This is a genomic window from Rathayibacter sp. AY1G1 (genome assembly GCF_002932095.1).
GTDB lineage: Bacteria > Actinomycetota > Actinomycetes > Actinomycetales > Microbacteriaceae > Rathayibacter.
Window position 1 is genome coordinate 1 of sequence record NZ_PSUZ01000040.1, and the last position, 13836, is coordinate 13836.

A 13836-nucleotide genomic window follows, 5' to 3' on the forward strand; every position below is an offset into this window, starting at 1 on the left:
TCCCGGATCACCAGCCCCACCCCCTGCACCACCCCGGCACTCGGGAGCCGGGACGCTCCTGAGGCGTCCCGGCTCCCGAGTGCCGGGGTGGTGCAGGGGGTGGGGCTGGTGATCCGGGATCAGGAGGCGGCGATCGCCTCGGTGACCGCGGAGCGGGCGTCGACGGCGCTGTCGGCGGCGAGAGCGAGCTCCGCGTACCGCTTGGCGTCGTCGAGGGTGTGCTCGGCCAGCTCGGCGCGGACGTCGGCGAGAGCCGACGGCGACATCGAGAGGGTGGTGGCGCCGAGGCCGACGAGGACCACGGCGAGCAGCGGGTCGGCGGCGGCTTCTCCGCAGATCCCGACGGGCTTGCCCAGCGCCGCTCCCGCGCGGCCGACCTCGCCGACGAGGCGGAGCACGGCCGGGTGCCACGGGTCCTGGAACGCCGAGACCGTGCCGAGCATGCGGTCGGCGGCGAGCGTGTACTGGGTCAGGTCGTTGGTGCCGATCGAGGCGAAGTCCGCGACTCCGAGGATGCGGTCGGCGAGCAGGGCGGAGGAGGGGACCTCCACCATCACTCCGGCGGTGCGGATGCCGAGCTCCCGCGCCATCGAGGTGAAGTAGCGGGTCTCGTCCACGGTCGCGACCATCGGCGCCATGACCCAGAGGTCGGCGTCGGTCGCGGCATCGGCCTGGGCGAGGGCGGTGAGCTGGTCGCGGAGGATCTGCTCGCTGGCGCGGAGGGCGCGCAGTCCGCGGAGACCGAGGGCCGGGTTCTCCTCGTGGTCGTCGTTGAGGAAGCTCAGCGGCTTGTCGGCGCCGGCGTCGAGCGCGCGGACGACGACCTTGCGGCCGGGGAACGCAGCGAGCAGGCGCGTGTACTGCTCCGCCTGCTCGGCGACCGAGGGCGCCTCCTTCGCGTCGAGGAAGAGGAACTCGGTGCGGAACAGCCCCACTCCCTCGGCGCCGAGCTCGACCGCGTTCGCAGCGCCGTCGGCCGAGCCGAGGTTCGCGAGCAGCGGCACGGCGTGGCCGTCGGCCAGCGCGCCGGGGACGACCGGTGCGGCGAGCATCTCGGCGCGCTCGGCGATCGAGGACTTCGCGGCGCCGATCTCGGCGTCCGAGGGGTTCACCGTCACGACGCCGGAGGTGGCGTCGAGGATGACGAGCTGGCCGTCCCGCAGGTCGAGGGCGCCGGTGGTGCCGACGATGGCGGTGATCGACTTCTCCCGGGCGAGGATCGCCGTGTGCGAGGTCGGTCCTCCGTCGCTGGTGATCAGACCGAGGACCTTCTCGAGGTCGAGCAGCGCCGTGTCGGCCGGAGCGAGGTCACGGGCGACGAGCACGAACGGCTCGTCCGACTCGGGGACGCCGGGAGCGGCGACGCCGCGCAGGTGCGCCACGACGCGCTGCGAGACGTCGTCGAGGTCGGTCGCGCGCTCGGCCATGTAGCCGCCCATCGCCACGAGCAGGTCGCGGAAGCCGGCGAAGGCCTCGTGCACGGCGCGCTCCGCGGTCTTGCCCCCGGCGATCCGCGCCTTGACGTCGTCCGCGAGGGACGGGTCCTCGGCCATCAGGGCCTGGGCGTCGAGGACGTCCTTCGCCGAGCCGCCGGCCCCTAGAAATCGGAGAACACACCACATGACAACGACGTCAGCGACGTCGACGCGCGGTGGAGCGCGCGTCCACGTCCAGCGCTTCGGCACCTTCCTCTCGGGAATGGTCATGCCGAACATCGCGGCCTTCATCGCCTGGGGCTTCATCACGGCCCTCTTCATCCAGACCGGATGGCTCCCGCTCCTCGGCATCGACGCCACCTGGGTCCAGCAGTTCGGCGGCTGGAGCACGGATCCCGACGTGGTCAACACCGGCCTCGTCGCCCCGATGATCACCTACCTCCTCCCGCTCCTCATCGCGAACACCGGCGGCCGCATGGTCTACGGCGCCCGCGGAGGCGTGGTCGGCACCATCGCGACCATGGGCGTCATCGTCGGCGCCGGGATCCCGATGTTCATCGGCGCCATGATCATGGGCCCGCTGTCGGCGTGGCTCATGAAGAAGGTCGACTCGATCTGGGACGGCAAGATCAAGCCCGGCTTCGAGATGCTGGTCAACAACTTCTCCGCCGGAATCCTCGGCCTCCTGCTCGCGCTCCTCGCCTTCGCGGGCGTCGCGCCGCTCGTGGTCGGCCTCTCGACCGCCCTCGGCGCGGGCGTGGAGTTCCTGGTCAACGCGGGCCTGCTCCCGCTGACCTCGCTCTTCATCGAGCCGGCGAAGATCCTCTTCCTCAACAACGCCATCAACCACGGCATCCTCACGCCGCTGGGCGTGCAGCAGGCGGAGGAGGCGGGCAAGTCCTACCTCTTCCTCCTCGAGGCCAACCCCGGCCCCGGCATGGGCGTGCTCCTGGCCTTCGCGTTCTTCGGCGTCGGCGCGGCCCGCGCCTCCGCTCCCGGTGCGGCGATCATCCACTTCATCGGCGGCATCCACGAGATCTACTTCCCGTACGTGCTGATGAAGCCGGCGCTGCTCGCGGCCGTCATCCTCGGCGGTGCGACCGGTGTCGCGACGAACGTCGCGTTCAACTCCGGCCTCCGCGCCCCCGCCTCGCCCGGCTCGATCATCGCGGTGCTCCTGCAGACCGCGAACGACAGCTTCCTCGGCGTCATCCTCTCGGTGATCCTCGCGACCGCCGTGTCGTTCCTGGTGGCCTCGGTCATCATCCGGTCCGGCCGCAAGCGCGACCTGGCCGCGGAGCAGGAGGGCGACGACAAGCTCGCGGCCGCCGTCGCCGCCAACGAGGCGAACAAGGGCAAGGAGAGCGCCGTCGGCTCGCTCATCAACGCCCGCGGCGCCAACGCTCCGCAGGACTCGGCCGGCGCCTCGACCGCGGGGGCCACGGCCACCGCGACCCAGGTCCGGAACATCGTCTTCGCCTGCGACGCCGGCATGGGCTCGTCCGCGATGGGCGCCTCGGTGCTGCGGAACAAGATGAAGAAGGCGGGCTTCGAGGACGTCACGGTCACCAACAAGGCGATCGCCGCTCTCGAGGACGACGTGGACCTGGTCATCACCCAGGCCGAGCTCACGGAGCGCGCCCGCCAGCGCACCCCGGGCGCCATCCACGTCTCCGTGGACAACTTCATGAACAGCCCGAAGTACGACGAGGTCGTCTCGCTGGTCGCGGAGCAGCACGGCAAGTAGTACGCCAACCATTCGGAGGGAACCCGTAGGGTGCGACAGAGCGGACACGCTCCGCTCGCCCCTGCGGGTTCCCTCGCTGTCAGCACCTCCACGGAAGGACGCACCCCATGAGCGACGTGCTCACCATCGGACAGATCGACGCCTCCGGCACCGCCACCACGAAGGAGGCCGCCATCAAGGAGGCCGCCGACATGCTGGTCGGCGTCGGCGCGGTCACCCCCGCCTACTACGAGGCCATGCTCGCCCGCGAGGCGACCGTCTCGACCTACATGGGCAACCTGCTCGCCATCCCGCACGGCACCAACGACGCGAAGGACGAGATCCGCTCCTCCGCCCTCTCGTTCGTGCGCTACTCGCAGCCGATCGACTGGGACGGCAACGAGGTGCGCTTCGTCGTCGGCATCGCCGGCGTCGACAACGAGCACCTCGAGATCCTCTCCAAGATCGCGATCATCTTCTCGGAGGAGGACGAGGTGCAGAAGCTCCTCGACGCCCCGGACGCGCAGTCGCTCTACAGCCTGCTGGGCGAGGTCAACTCCTGATGCCCACCGCCGTCCACTTCGGCGCCGGCAACATCGGCCGCGGCTTCGTCGGCCTGATCCTGCACGGCGCCGGCTACGAGCTCGTCTTCGCCGACGTCAACTCCGAGCTGATCGGCCGCCTCGCCGCCGCCGACAGCTACGAGGTGCACGAGGTGGGGGAGGAGGCGGCCACGCACGTCGTCGACCGCTTCCGCGCGATCGACTCGGCCGCCGACGAGGAGGCGCTCGTCCGCGAGATCGCCGCCGCCGACATCGTCACCACGGCCGTCGGCCCGAACATCCTGCGCTTCGTCGCCCCCGTGATCGCGAAGGGCCTCGCCGCCCGCGACGAGTCGGCGCCGCGGCTGGCGATCATGGCCTGCGAGAACGCGATCAACGCCACGCGCCTCCTGCAGACCGAGGTCGCCGCGAACCTCGGCGCGGACGAGTGGGAGCGCCTGCGCACCCGCGCCGTCTTCGCCGACACCGCGGTGGACCGCATCGTCCCGAACCAGGACCCGGGCCAGGGCCTGGACGTGACGGTGGAGAGCTTCTTCGAGTGGGTCGTCGACCGCACTCCCTTCGAGGGCACCGAGCCGGAGATCCCGGGCGCGACCTGGGTCGACGACCTCGAGCCGTTCATCGAGCGGAAGCTCTTCACCGTGAACACCGGCCACGCGACGGCCGCCTACACCGGCTTCGCGGCCGGAGCGCACAAGCTCTCCGACGCGCTGGCGATGCCCGAGGTGCACGACGCGGTCAAGGCCGCGCTCGAGGACACCAAGGCGCTCATCGTGGCCAAGCACGGCTTCAGTGACGAGGAGCAGCAGGCCTACCTCGAGAAGACGCTGAAGCGCTTCGCGAATCCGTACCTGACCGACACGGTCGACCGGGTGGGACGCCAGCCGCTGCGGAAGCTGTCGCGGCACGAGCGCTTCATCGGACCGGCGGCCGAGCTCGCCGAGCGCGGGCGCACGCCGGAGGGACTGCTCGCCGCGATCGGCGCCGCGCTGCGCTTCGACGTGCCCGAGGACCCCCAGAGCGTGGAGCTCCACGAGAAGCTGACCGCGCTCAGCCCGGAGGAGTTCGTGGCGGAGGTCACCGGCCTCACGGCCGAGCATCCGCTCTTCGACCGGGTCGTGGCGGTCGTCCGCGGCTAGTCCCGTGGCCGCACGGCGGCGAACGACGACGAGGTCCCCTGCTTCCCGCGGGGGACCTCGTCGTCGTCTGCGGCGGCTCGGGCGGAGCGCTAGAACAACCGCCAGCGGGTGAGCGGCCAGGCCACGGCGAAGACGCGTCCGGTGACCCTGTCGATCGGCACGGTCTTCACGCACGTGTCGATCGGCCCGCCGGCGCCGCGGCACTCGCCGAGCGAGTCGTTGGAGTTCGACCGGTGGTCGCCCAGGACGAAGAGGGAGCCCTCGGGGACGGTGTACTCGTCGAAGCAGCGGAGGGACGCGGGGCTCGTCGTGCAGTCGAGGGTCCCGGCGGTGAAGGGGAAGTCCTCGAACACGTAGGACTCGTCCAGCGGCTTCCCGTCGACCAGCACGTGCCCCTCGGCGTCGCAGCAGGAGACGGTGTGGCCCCCCTCGGCGATCAGCCTCTTGACGAGGAACTCCTCGTGGGAGGGGCCGATGCTGGTGACGTCGCCGAAGGTCTTCACGATCTCGGAGAGGGGGCTGCCGGCCTCGTCGCTCGCGCCCCAGTCGGCGTCGCGCGAGAAGACGACGATCTGCCCCTCCTCCGGCCCGCCCTGGAGGGCGAGGGTGCGGTCGACCAGGATGCGGTCGCCGAAGAACCCGCCGCCCTGGAGGGTGTTCTCCATCGAGCCGGTCGGCACCGTGTACACCTTCACGAAGAAGGTCTGCACCAGGGCGATGACCGCGATCGCCGCCAGGATCGTCACCACCGGGTGCGAGTACCAGCTCCGCCTCGCGGTCGCTGACCTCGTCGTGCGCGCCATGTGCTCTCCCTCCGGCTCGACGGAGCCAGCCTAGGCGGCGGCGGACGCGGGGCCCGGCAGGGGGCGCGCGTCGGGCGCGGAGGCGGAGGAGGGGGCGACACGCCCGAGGTGGCGGAACGGCCGCGATTCGCGTAGCATCGACCCTTGGTGTTTTGCGCGTGCTCCGGCATGCCCGCGAACCCCGATCCGGGCTCTCGCCCGGTGGTGGCTCGTCGCGGAAACATTCGCACGACCAGTACACACACTACTTCCGAACGACAGTGAGGCTATGGCCAAAAAAGACGGTGTCATCGAAATCGAAGGTGCGGTTGTCGAGGCGCTCCCCAACGCGATGTTCCGCGTGGAGCTGACCAACGGACACAAAGTTCTCGCCCATATCTCGGGCAAGATGCGTCAGCACTACATCCGGATCCTCCCCGAGGACCGGGTGATCGTGGAGCTGAGCCCCTACGACCTGACCCGCGGCCGGATCGTCTACCGCTACAAGTAGGCGTTCGCTCCGCTGACGTTCGCGACGTGCGTGTCCTGTAAGGAACGGCCCCGGCATCCGCCGGGAGCACGACGCCAGCGAAAACAAGGACAAGAACAATGAAGGTCAACCCCAGCGTCAAGCGCATCTGCGACCACTGCAAGATCATCCGCCGCCACGGCAACGTGATGGTCATCTGCAGCAGCAACCCCCGCCACAAGCAGCGCCAGGGCTAGTCCCGCTGCTTCCGCAAGGGAGCGCAGGGGCGGCGTGCCGCCCCACTGCACAACTGAACACACCCGCAGCACCAGAAATCGCGCAGCACCCCGGCGACCCCGGGGTGGACGGCGAGGACACCTTCGGTCGGAGGCCGAGGCACCGGTGCTGCTTCACACCTCCACTCACTCACAGGAGAAGCCACAATGGCACGTCTGGCAGGAGTAGACATCCCGCGCGAGAAGCGCGTGGAGGTCGCACTGACCTACATCTACGGTGTCGGCCGCACTCGCGCGCTCAAGACCCTGAGCGACACCGGGATCGACGGCAACATCCGCGTCAAGGACCTCAGCGACGACCAGCTCGTCTCGCTCCGCGACTACATCGAGGGCAACTACAAGGTGGAGGGCGACCTCCGCCGCGAGGTCGCCGCCGACATCCGCCGCAAGGTCGAGATCGGCTCGTACGAGGGCCTCCGCCACCGTCGCGGCCTCCCGGTCCGTGGACAGCGCACCAAGACGAACGCGCGCACCCGCAAGGGACCCAAGCGCACCGTCGCCGGCAAGAAGAAGGCCGGCCGCAAGTAACGCGGGCGACACGGACCTAGAGGAGATACAGAATTGGCTACCCCCAAGTCGGCCGCGCGCAAGCCGCGCCGCAAGGAGAAGAAGAACATCGCTGTGGGCCAGGCCCACATCAAGTCGACGTTCAACAACACCATCGTCTCGATCACCGACCCCTCCGGGGCCGTCATCAGCTGGGCCTCGTCCGGTGGAGTCGGCTTCAAGGGCTCGCGCAAGTCGACGCCGTTCGCCGCCCAGCTCGCCGCCGAGTCGGCCGCGCGCCAGGCTCAGGAGCACGGCATGAAGAAGGTGGACGTCTTCGTGAAGGGCCCCGGCTCGGGTCGTGAGACCGCGATCCGCTCGCTCCAGGCCGCAGGCCTCGAGGTCGGCTCGATCAACGACGTCACCCCGCAGGCGCACAACGGCTGCCGCCCGCCCAAGCGTCGTCGCGTCTAAGCAGCACTCGCAGCCGTCGGCCGGCCGCACGAACCGCCTCCGGGCGGGGAGTGCGGCCGACCGGCGGATCGCGCATTTCTTTCACAACTCCACACCTCGCAAACGCACGTGTCATATAGCGGACACGTGATCGAAAGGAATCATCAGTGCTTATCGCACAGCGTCCGACGCTCACCGAGGAGAACATCTCGGAGTTCCGTTCCCGCTTCGTCATCGAGCCCCTCGAGCCCGGCTTCGGCTACACGCTCGGCAACTCGCTGCGTCGCACCCTGCTGTCCTCCATCCCCGGCGCTGCTGTCACCAGCATCCGGATCGACGGAGTCCTGCACGAGTTCACGACCGTCCCGGGCGTCCGCGAGGACGTCACCGAGATCATCCTGAACATCAAGGGACTCGTCGTCTCCTCCGAGCACGACGAGCCGATCACCGCCTACCTGCGCAAGCAGGGAGCCGGCCAGGTCACCGCCGCGGACATCTCGGCTCCGGCCGGTGTCGAGATCCACAACCCGGAGCTCGTCATCGCCACGCTGAACGACAAGGCGAAGTTCGAGCTCGAGCTCACGATCGAGCGCGGCCGCGGCTACGTCTCGGCGACCCAGAACCGCAGCGAGTTCTCCGAGGCCGGCCAGATCCCGGTCGACTCGATCTACTCGCCCGTGCTGAAGGTCACCTACCGCGTCGAGGCCACCCGTGCCGGCGAGCGCACCGACTTCGACCGCCTGGTCGTGGACGTGGAGACGAAGGCCGCGATCTCGCCGCGCGACGCCATCGCCTCCGCCGGACGCACGCTGACCGAGCTGTTCGGTCTCGCCCGCGAGCTGAACAACGCGGCCGAGGGCATCGAGATCGGCCCCGCGCCGGTCGACGCGGTCCTCTCGACCGAGCTGTCCATGCCCATCGAGGACCTCGACCTCTCGGTGCGCAGCTACAACTGCCTCAAGCGCGAGGGCATCAACAACGTCAATGAGCTCGTCGCCCTCTCGGAGACGCAGCTCATGAACATCCGCAACTTCGGTCAGAAGTCGGTGGATGAGGTCAAGGAGAAGCTGACGGAGCTCGGCCTGTCGCTCAAGGACTCGGTCCCCGGGTTCGACGGCGCCCACTTCTACAGCTACGACGACGAGAGCATCTAGGTCCTCCGCTCCGGAGCCCCGGCTCCTCGCGTCCGACCTGCTGACACCCCTTTATTACTGGAGTAAACCCATGCCCAAGCCCACCAAGGGCCCCCGCCTCGGAGGCGGACCCGCACACGAGCGCCTGCTGCTGGCGAACCTGGCCGCGGCCCTGTTCACGCACAAGAGCATCAAGACGACCGAGACCAAGGCCAAGCGCCTTCGTCCGCTCGCCGAGCGCCTGGTGACCTTCGCCAAGCGCGGCGACCTGCACGCCCGCCGTCGCGTCCTCGCGACGATCGGCGACAAGTCGGTCGTCCACGAGCTCTTCACCGAGATCGCTCCGCTCGTCGCCGAGCGCGAGGGCGGCTACACCCGCATCACCAAGATCGGCCCCCGCAAGGGAGACAACGCGCCCATGGCCGTGATCGAGCTCGTCCTCGAGCCCGTCACGCCCAAGGCGAAGAAGTCGCGCACCGCCACGGCGCCCGTGTCCGCTCCGGTGGACGAGGCCCCCGCCGAGGAGACCACTGCCGAGGAGACCCCCGTCGAGGAGGCGCCCGTGCAGGACGCTCCCGTCGAGGACGCCGCGCAGGACGCTTCTGTCGAGGAGACCGGCGCGACCAAGTAGTCACGCCCCCTCTGCCGAGAGCCCTCCGTCCCCTCCGGGGCGGGGGGCTCTCGTCGTTCCACGGGGCCGAGTGGCGCGAATCGTCGCTTACGATGGCACGGCTGCGCTCGTCGGGTGCGGCCGCGTCACGACCGGCGCTCCCGGGGTCCGCCGCGACGATCCTCGGAGGACTCCTGTGCGACTGCCCTCCTCGGCTGCTGCGGCGCTCCTCGCCCTGGCACTCGCGGGCGGAGTGAGCGGCTGCGCCTCCGGCGAGGTGATCGACGTGCCGGAGTCGGCGGGCCTCGCGAGCACGCCTCCGGTACCGTCGGCCGCACCGACCGTGCCCTCCGTGCCCTCCGTGCCGTCGAGCGAGGGCGTGGACTGCGCGACCGCTCTCCCCGCCTCCCTCGTCGAGCAGGAGGCCGGCTCGACGGCGTGCACCGTGTCGATCACCGCCGCGGGAGACACGTGCTCCTACGCCGTCGACGGCGGCGATCCGGTCGTCGTGCTGACGCTGCACCGCGGGCCCCTCGTCGAGACCTTCACCGGTGCGGGCGAGGCGCTCGGCGCCGTGCCGGTCTCGCTGGGCACGGCCGCCTACGGGGTGCAGGGCATCGCCTCCGCTCCCTCCGAGCTGGCCGTGCTCGCAGGCGGCGGGGAGGCGCGGATCGTCTTCTCGGTCGGCGAGCAGTCGACGCTGGTCGGCTGGGCGGTCTCGGCCCTGGCGACCGTCGACGTCCCGCTCGCGGTCGCCTGTGCCGCGACCACGGCGCGCTCTACACTCGTCTGATGCTCCACCGCGTCCGCCTCGACCTGGCCTACGACGGCTCGCACTTCTCCGGGTGGGCCAAACAGCCCGGCCTCCGCACCGTGCAGGGGGTGCTCGAGGAGTCGCTCGCCCTGGTGCTGCGCTCCGAGCAGCACCCGACCGTGACGGTCGCCGGGCGCACCGACGTCGGCGTGCACGCCAGCGCCCAGGTCGCCCACGTCGACCTCACCTCCGAGCAGTGGGGCCGCATCAGCACCGGCCGGCGCCGACCGGGGGAGGAGCCGTTCCCGCCCGCGTCGATCCTGGAGCGGCGGCTCCGCGGGATCCTCGGGCAGTACACCGACGTCTCGGTGCACCGGGTGACGGAGGCGCCGGAGGGGTTCGACGCGCGGTTCTCGGCGCGCTGGCGGCGGTACGAGTACCGGCTGGCCGACGCCTCCTCGATGCGCCACCCGCTCGACCGCACGTACACCACCTGGATCACCGACTCCCTCGACCTCGACGCGATGTCGGCCGCGGCCCGCTCGCTCCTGGGCCTGCACGACTACGCGTCGTTCTGCCGTGCCCGCGCAGGGGCCACCACCATCCGGAGCCTGCTCGACTTCACCTGGGAGCGAGACGCCGACGGAGTCCTGCACGCCCACCTGCGCGCGGACGCCTTCTGCCACAGCATGGTGCGGGCCCTCGTGGGGGCCTGCGTCGCGGTCGGCGCCGGGAAGCTCGAGGCGGGGGCGGTCCCGCTGCTCCGGGACGCCGCCAGACGGACCAATGCGTTCGCGGTGATGCCGGCCCGCGGCCTCATCCTCCGCGAGGTCGACTACCCCGAGGACGACGCGCTCGCCGAGCGGGCCCTGCTCACCCGCGCGAAGCGCACCGTGCGGACCGAGGGGCCGGACTCGGAGTGAGGCGAGGGCGCGCGCCCGCGCCCCGCGACCCGTGGCGGCTCGGGTCGCACCTCCCGCCGCCGGAGCCCCTGCCGCCACGATCCGTGCTTGGCCGCACGGGGGCTTTGCTGTAATGTCGACCCTTGGTGTTTTCGGCCGTGTGCCGAGCGCCCGAAGTTGAGCCCTCCACCGGATCGGTTCGGCCCCTCGCGGGTCGAACGGCCACGGAGCGGGATCCACGAACACCTCACTCCGACCAGAAAGCAGCACTCACGTGACTCGCACTTTTTCTCCGAAGCCGGCTGACGTCCAGCACGACTGGATCGTCATCGACGCGTCCGACGTCGTGCTCGGCCGTCTCGCCACGCACGCCGCGGCGCTCCTGCGCGGCAAGCACAAGGCCACCTTCGCGCCGCACATGGACATGGGCGACTTCGTCATCATCGTCAACGCGGAGAAGGTCGCCCTCACCGGCCAGAAGCTCCTCCAGAAGAAGGCCTACCGCCACTCCGGCTACCCGGGCGGCCTCTCGGCCACCACGTACGCCGAGCTCCTCGAGAAGAACCCGGTCCGCGCCGTCGAGAAGGCCATCCGCGGCATGCTCCCCAAGAACTCCCTCGGCCGCGCCCAGCTGCGCAAGCTGAAGGTCTACACGGGATCCGAGCACCCCCACGCGGCCCAGCAGCCGCAGGCGTACGCCTTCACCCAGGTCGCCCAGTAGGCTCCGGCCCTCCCCGACACCCCAGACTTCGAAGACAAAGGATCACCTACACCGTGGCGAAGATCGCAGACCAGATCGACGTGGCTCCCGAGAGCTACTCCACCGAAAGCCCGGCCACCGAGGCGTCCACGACGCCCCGCGCCGTCCTCAACGTCTCCGGCGCAGCCGTGGGCCGACGCAAGCAGGCCATCGCCCGCGTGCGCCTCGTCCCCGGCAACGGCGGCATGACCGTCAACGCCCGCGAGTTCGCGGAGTACTTCCCCAACAAGCTGCACCAGCAGCTGATCACCGACCCCTTCAAGGTGCTCGACCTGATCGGCTCCTACGACGTGGTCGCCAAGATCACCGGCGGCGGCCCCTCCGGTCAGGCCGGCGCGCTGCGCCTCGCCATCGCCCGTGCACTCAACGAGATCGACCGCGAGAACAACCGCGCGATCCTGAAGAAGGCGGGCTTCCTGACCCGCGACGCCCGCGTCATCGAGCGCAAGAAGGCCGGTCTCAAGAAGGCCCGCAAGGCGTCCCAGTTCTCGAAGCGCTAGTCGACGCGGCCTGACGGCCGCACGACCAGCAGCTCGAGAAGGGACTGCGCACCATGCCGCGCCTGTTCGGAACAGACGGCGTCCGTGGCCTCGCTAATCGCGAGGTCACGGCCGACCTGGCTCTCGGCCTCGCCCAGGCGGCCGCCCGTGTACTCGGAGCGGCCGCCCGGGCCGAGGGCCGTCGGCCCGTCGCCGTGCTCGCCCGCGACCCCCGCATCTCCGGTCAGTTCATCGGAGCCGCGGTCGCGGCGGGTCTCGCGAGCGCTGGAGTCGACGTGCTCGACGCCGGCGTCATCCCGACGCCCGCCACCGCCTACCTCATCGCCGACGAGAACGCCGACTTCGGCGTGATGATCTCGGCCTCGCACAATCCCGCCGCCGACAACGGCATCAAGTTCTTCGCCGCAGGCGGACGCAAACTCCCGGACGAGCTCGAGAACCGCATCGAAGCGGCCCTCGGAGTCCCCCCGCTCACGCCGACCGGAGCCGACGTCGGCCGCATCACCCGCTTCTCCGACGCGGAGGACCGTTACGTCCTCCACCTGCTCGGATCCCTCGAGGGCACCCGTCTCGACGGCCTGCACGTGGTCATCGACTGCGCGCACGGCGCCGCCGCCGGCATCTCGCCCCAAGTGTTCACCGACGCCGGAGCGACCGTCACCGTCATCGGCAACGACCCCGACGGCCTCAACATCAACGACGGAGTGGGCTCCACCCACCTCGACAACGTCGCCGACGCCGTCCGCGCGGCCGGCGCCGACATCGGCATCGCCCACGACGGCGACGCCGACCGCTGCCTCGCAGTGGACGCCGAGGGCCGCATCGTCGACGGCGACCAGATCATGGCGATCCTCGCGACAGCCATGGCCCGCCGCGGCGCCCTGCGCGACGACGTCCTCGTGGCCACCGTCATGAGCAACCTCGGCCTCAAGCTCGCCATGCGCGCCGCCGGCATCCGCGTCATCGAGACCGCGGTCGGCGACCGCTACGTCCTCGAGGCGATGAACGACGGCGGCTACTCGCTCGGCGGGGAGCAGTCCGGCCACGTCATCATGAGCCGCTACGCCACCACCGGCGACGGGGTGCTCACCGGCCTCCAGCTCGCGGCCGAGATGGCCCGGACCGGACGCACGATCGCCGACCTGGCCGCAGTCATGTCCGTCTTCCCGCAGACCCTCCTCAACGTGCGCGGCGTCGACCGCGAGGGCGTCCGCGACGACGAGGTCATCGCCTCCGCCGTCGCCGACGCCACCGCCGAGCTCGGCAGCGACGGCCGCGTGCTCCTGCGCCCCTCCGGCACCGAGCCGATGGTGCGCGTCATGGTCGAGGCGAAGACGCAGGAGACGGCCGACCGCCTCGCCGAATCGCTCGCCGCGGTCGTGCTCGAGCGGCTGCGTTCTTAAGGAGCCGCTCCCTGCGCGGCTCTTCGCGGTCGGCTTGGGGAGGTGGTCGCGATGGGTGGAGCGGGGTGCGTTCGCCGCGGGTGAATCGCTTGGCACGCGATTCCCACGACGGCGGTGTTCGTTACGGGGGCCGCTCCCCGCGCGGCCCTTCGCGGTCGGCTTCGCGAGGTGGTTGCGATGGCTGGAGCGGGGCGCGTTCGCCGCGGGTGAATCGCTTGGCACGCGATTCCCACGACGGCTGTGTTCGTTGCGGGGCCGCTCCCTGCGCGGCCCCTCGCGGTCGGCTTGGCGAGGTGGTTGCGATGGGTGGAGCGGGGCGCGTTCGCCGCGGGTGAATCGCTTGGCACGCGATTCCCACGACGGCTGTGTTCGTTGCGGGGCCGCTCCCTGCGCGGCCCCTCGCGGTCGGCTTGGCGAGGTGGTC

The 13836-nt window shown here is 70.6% G+C and carries 16 protein-coding genes; 14 read left to right on the forward strand and 2 right to left on the reverse strand.

Annotated features, from left to right (window positions below; genetic code table 11):
• Positions 1–119: 119 nt before the first annotated feature.
• Positions 120–1622, reverse strand: a complete 1503-nt coding sequence (gene ptsP / locus C5C36_RS16320; RefSeq protein WP_258072324.1) for a phosphoenolpyruvate--protein phosphotransferase — start codon at positions 1620–1622, stop codon at positions 120–122.
• Between ptsP and C5C36_RS16325 the strand changes: the two genes are divergently transcribed.
• The 3 genes from C5C36_RS16325 (at position 1621) to C5C36_RS16335 (ending at position 4864) form a co-directional block, all read left to right on the forward strand.
• Positions 1621–3183, forward strand: coding sequence for a PTS mannitol transporter subunit IICB (locus tag C5C36_RS16325; protein ID WP_104224995.1), 1563 nt, complete (start codon positions 1621–1623; stop codon positions 3181–3183). The two genes, ptsP and C5C36_RS16325, sit on opposite strands and share 2 nt — an antisense overlap.
• Positions 3184–3290: 107 nt before the next feature.
• Positions 3291–3725 (forward strand): PTS sugar transporter subunit IIA, encoded by a 435-nt coding sequence (locus tag C5C36_RS16330; RefSeq protein ID WP_104310056.1) that lies wholly within the window; start codon positions 3291–3293, stop codon positions 3723–3725.
• Positions 3725–4864 (forward strand): mannitol-1-phosphate 5-dehydrogenase, encoded by a 1140-nt coding sequence (locus tag C5C36_RS16335; protein ID WP_104310057.1) that lies wholly within the window; start codon positions 3725–3727, stop codon positions 4862–4864. The genes C5C36_RS16330 and C5C36_RS16335 overlap by 1 nt, the downstream gene beginning before the upstream one ends.
• A gap of 89 nt (positions 4865–4953) precedes the next feature.
• Here C5C36_RS16335 and lepB read toward each other — a convergent pair whose 3' ends face one another.
• Positions 4954–5667, reverse strand: coding sequence for a signal peptidase I (gene lepB / locus C5C36_RS16340; RefSeq protein WP_104269409.1), 714 nt, complete (start codon positions 5665–5667; stop codon positions 4954–4956).
• Positions 5668–5935: 268 nt separating this feature from the next.
• Here lepB and infA point away from each other — a divergent pair, with 268 nt between their 5' ends.
• The 11 genes from infA (at position 5936) to glmM (ending at position 13412) form a co-directional block, all read left to right on the forward strand.
• Positions 5936–6157 (forward strand): translation initiation factor IF-1, encoded by a 222-nt coding sequence (gene infA, locus C5C36_RS16345; RefSeq protein ID WP_022883252.1) that lies wholly within the window; start codon positions 5936–5938, stop codon positions 6155–6157.
• Positions 6158–6255: 98 nt separating this feature from the next.
• Positions 6256–6372, forward strand: a complete 117-nt coding sequence (gene rpmJ / locus C5C36_RS16350; RefSeq protein ID WP_055787164.1) for a 50S ribosomal protein L36 — start codon at positions 6256–6258, stop codon at positions 6370–6372.
• Positions 6373–6558: 186 nt separating this feature from the next.
• Positions 6559–6939 (forward strand): 30S ribosomal protein S13, encoded by a 381-nt coding sequence (gene rpsM / locus C5C36_RS16355; protein WP_068251511.1) that lies wholly within the window; start codon positions 6559–6561, stop codon positions 6937–6939.
• Positions 6940–6972: 33 nt separating this feature from the next.
• On the forward strand, positions 6973–7371 hold the full coding sequence (gene rpsK, locus C5C36_RS16360) for a 30S ribosomal protein S11 (protein ID WP_055787170.1): 399 nt from the start codon (positions 6973–6975) through the stop codon (positions 7369–7371).
• 146 nt (positions 7372–7517) lie between these two features.
• Positions 7518–8504, forward strand: coding sequence for a DNA-directed RNA polymerase subunit alpha (locus tag C5C36_RS16365; RefSeq protein ID WP_104224999.1), 987 nt, complete (start codon positions 7518–7520; stop codon positions 8502–8504).
• A gap of 70 nt (positions 8505–8574) precedes the next feature.
• Positions 8575–9114: a 50S ribosomal protein L17 gene (gene rplQ, locus C5C36_RS16370; protein WP_104310058.1), complete on the forward strand. Its 540-nt coding sequence runs from the start codon at positions 8575–8577 to the stop codon at positions 9112–9114.
• A 175-nt stretch (positions 9115–9289) separates the two neighbouring features.
• Positions 9290–9886 carry a hypothetical protein gene (locus tag C5C36_RS16375; RefSeq protein WP_104310059.1) on the forward strand — a complete coding sequence of 199 codons (597 nt, stop codon included), beginning with the start codon at positions 9290–9292 and terminating at the stop codon, positions 9884–9886.
• Positions 9886–10770 (forward strand): tRNA pseudouridine(38-40) synthase TruA, encoded by an 885-nt coding sequence (locus C5C36_RS16380; protein ID WP_104310060.1) that lies wholly within the window; start codon positions 9886–9888, stop codon positions 10768–10770. The genes C5C36_RS16375 and C5C36_RS16380 overlap by 1 nt, the downstream gene beginning before the upstream one ends.
• Before the next feature lie 253 nt (positions 10771–11023).
• Positions 11024–11470 (forward strand): 50S ribosomal protein L13, encoded by a 447-nt coding sequence (gene rplM / locus C5C36_RS16385; protein ID WP_104225003.1) that lies wholly within the window; start codon positions 11024–11026, stop codon positions 11468–11470.
• A 53-nt stretch (positions 11471–11523) separates the two neighbouring features.
• Positions 11524–12009 (forward strand): 30S ribosomal protein S9, encoded by a 486-nt coding sequence (gene rpsI, locus C5C36_RS16390; protein ID WP_104225004.1) that lies wholly within the window; start codon positions 11524–11526, stop codon positions 12007–12009.
• 53 nt (positions 12010–12062) lie between these two features.
• On the forward strand, positions 12063–13412 hold the full coding sequence (glmM, locus tag C5C36_RS16395; protein ID WP_104248196.1) for a phosphoglucosamine mutase: 1350 nt from the start codon (positions 12063–12065) through the stop codon (positions 13410–13412).
• Positions 13413–13836 lie beyond the last annotated feature (424 nt).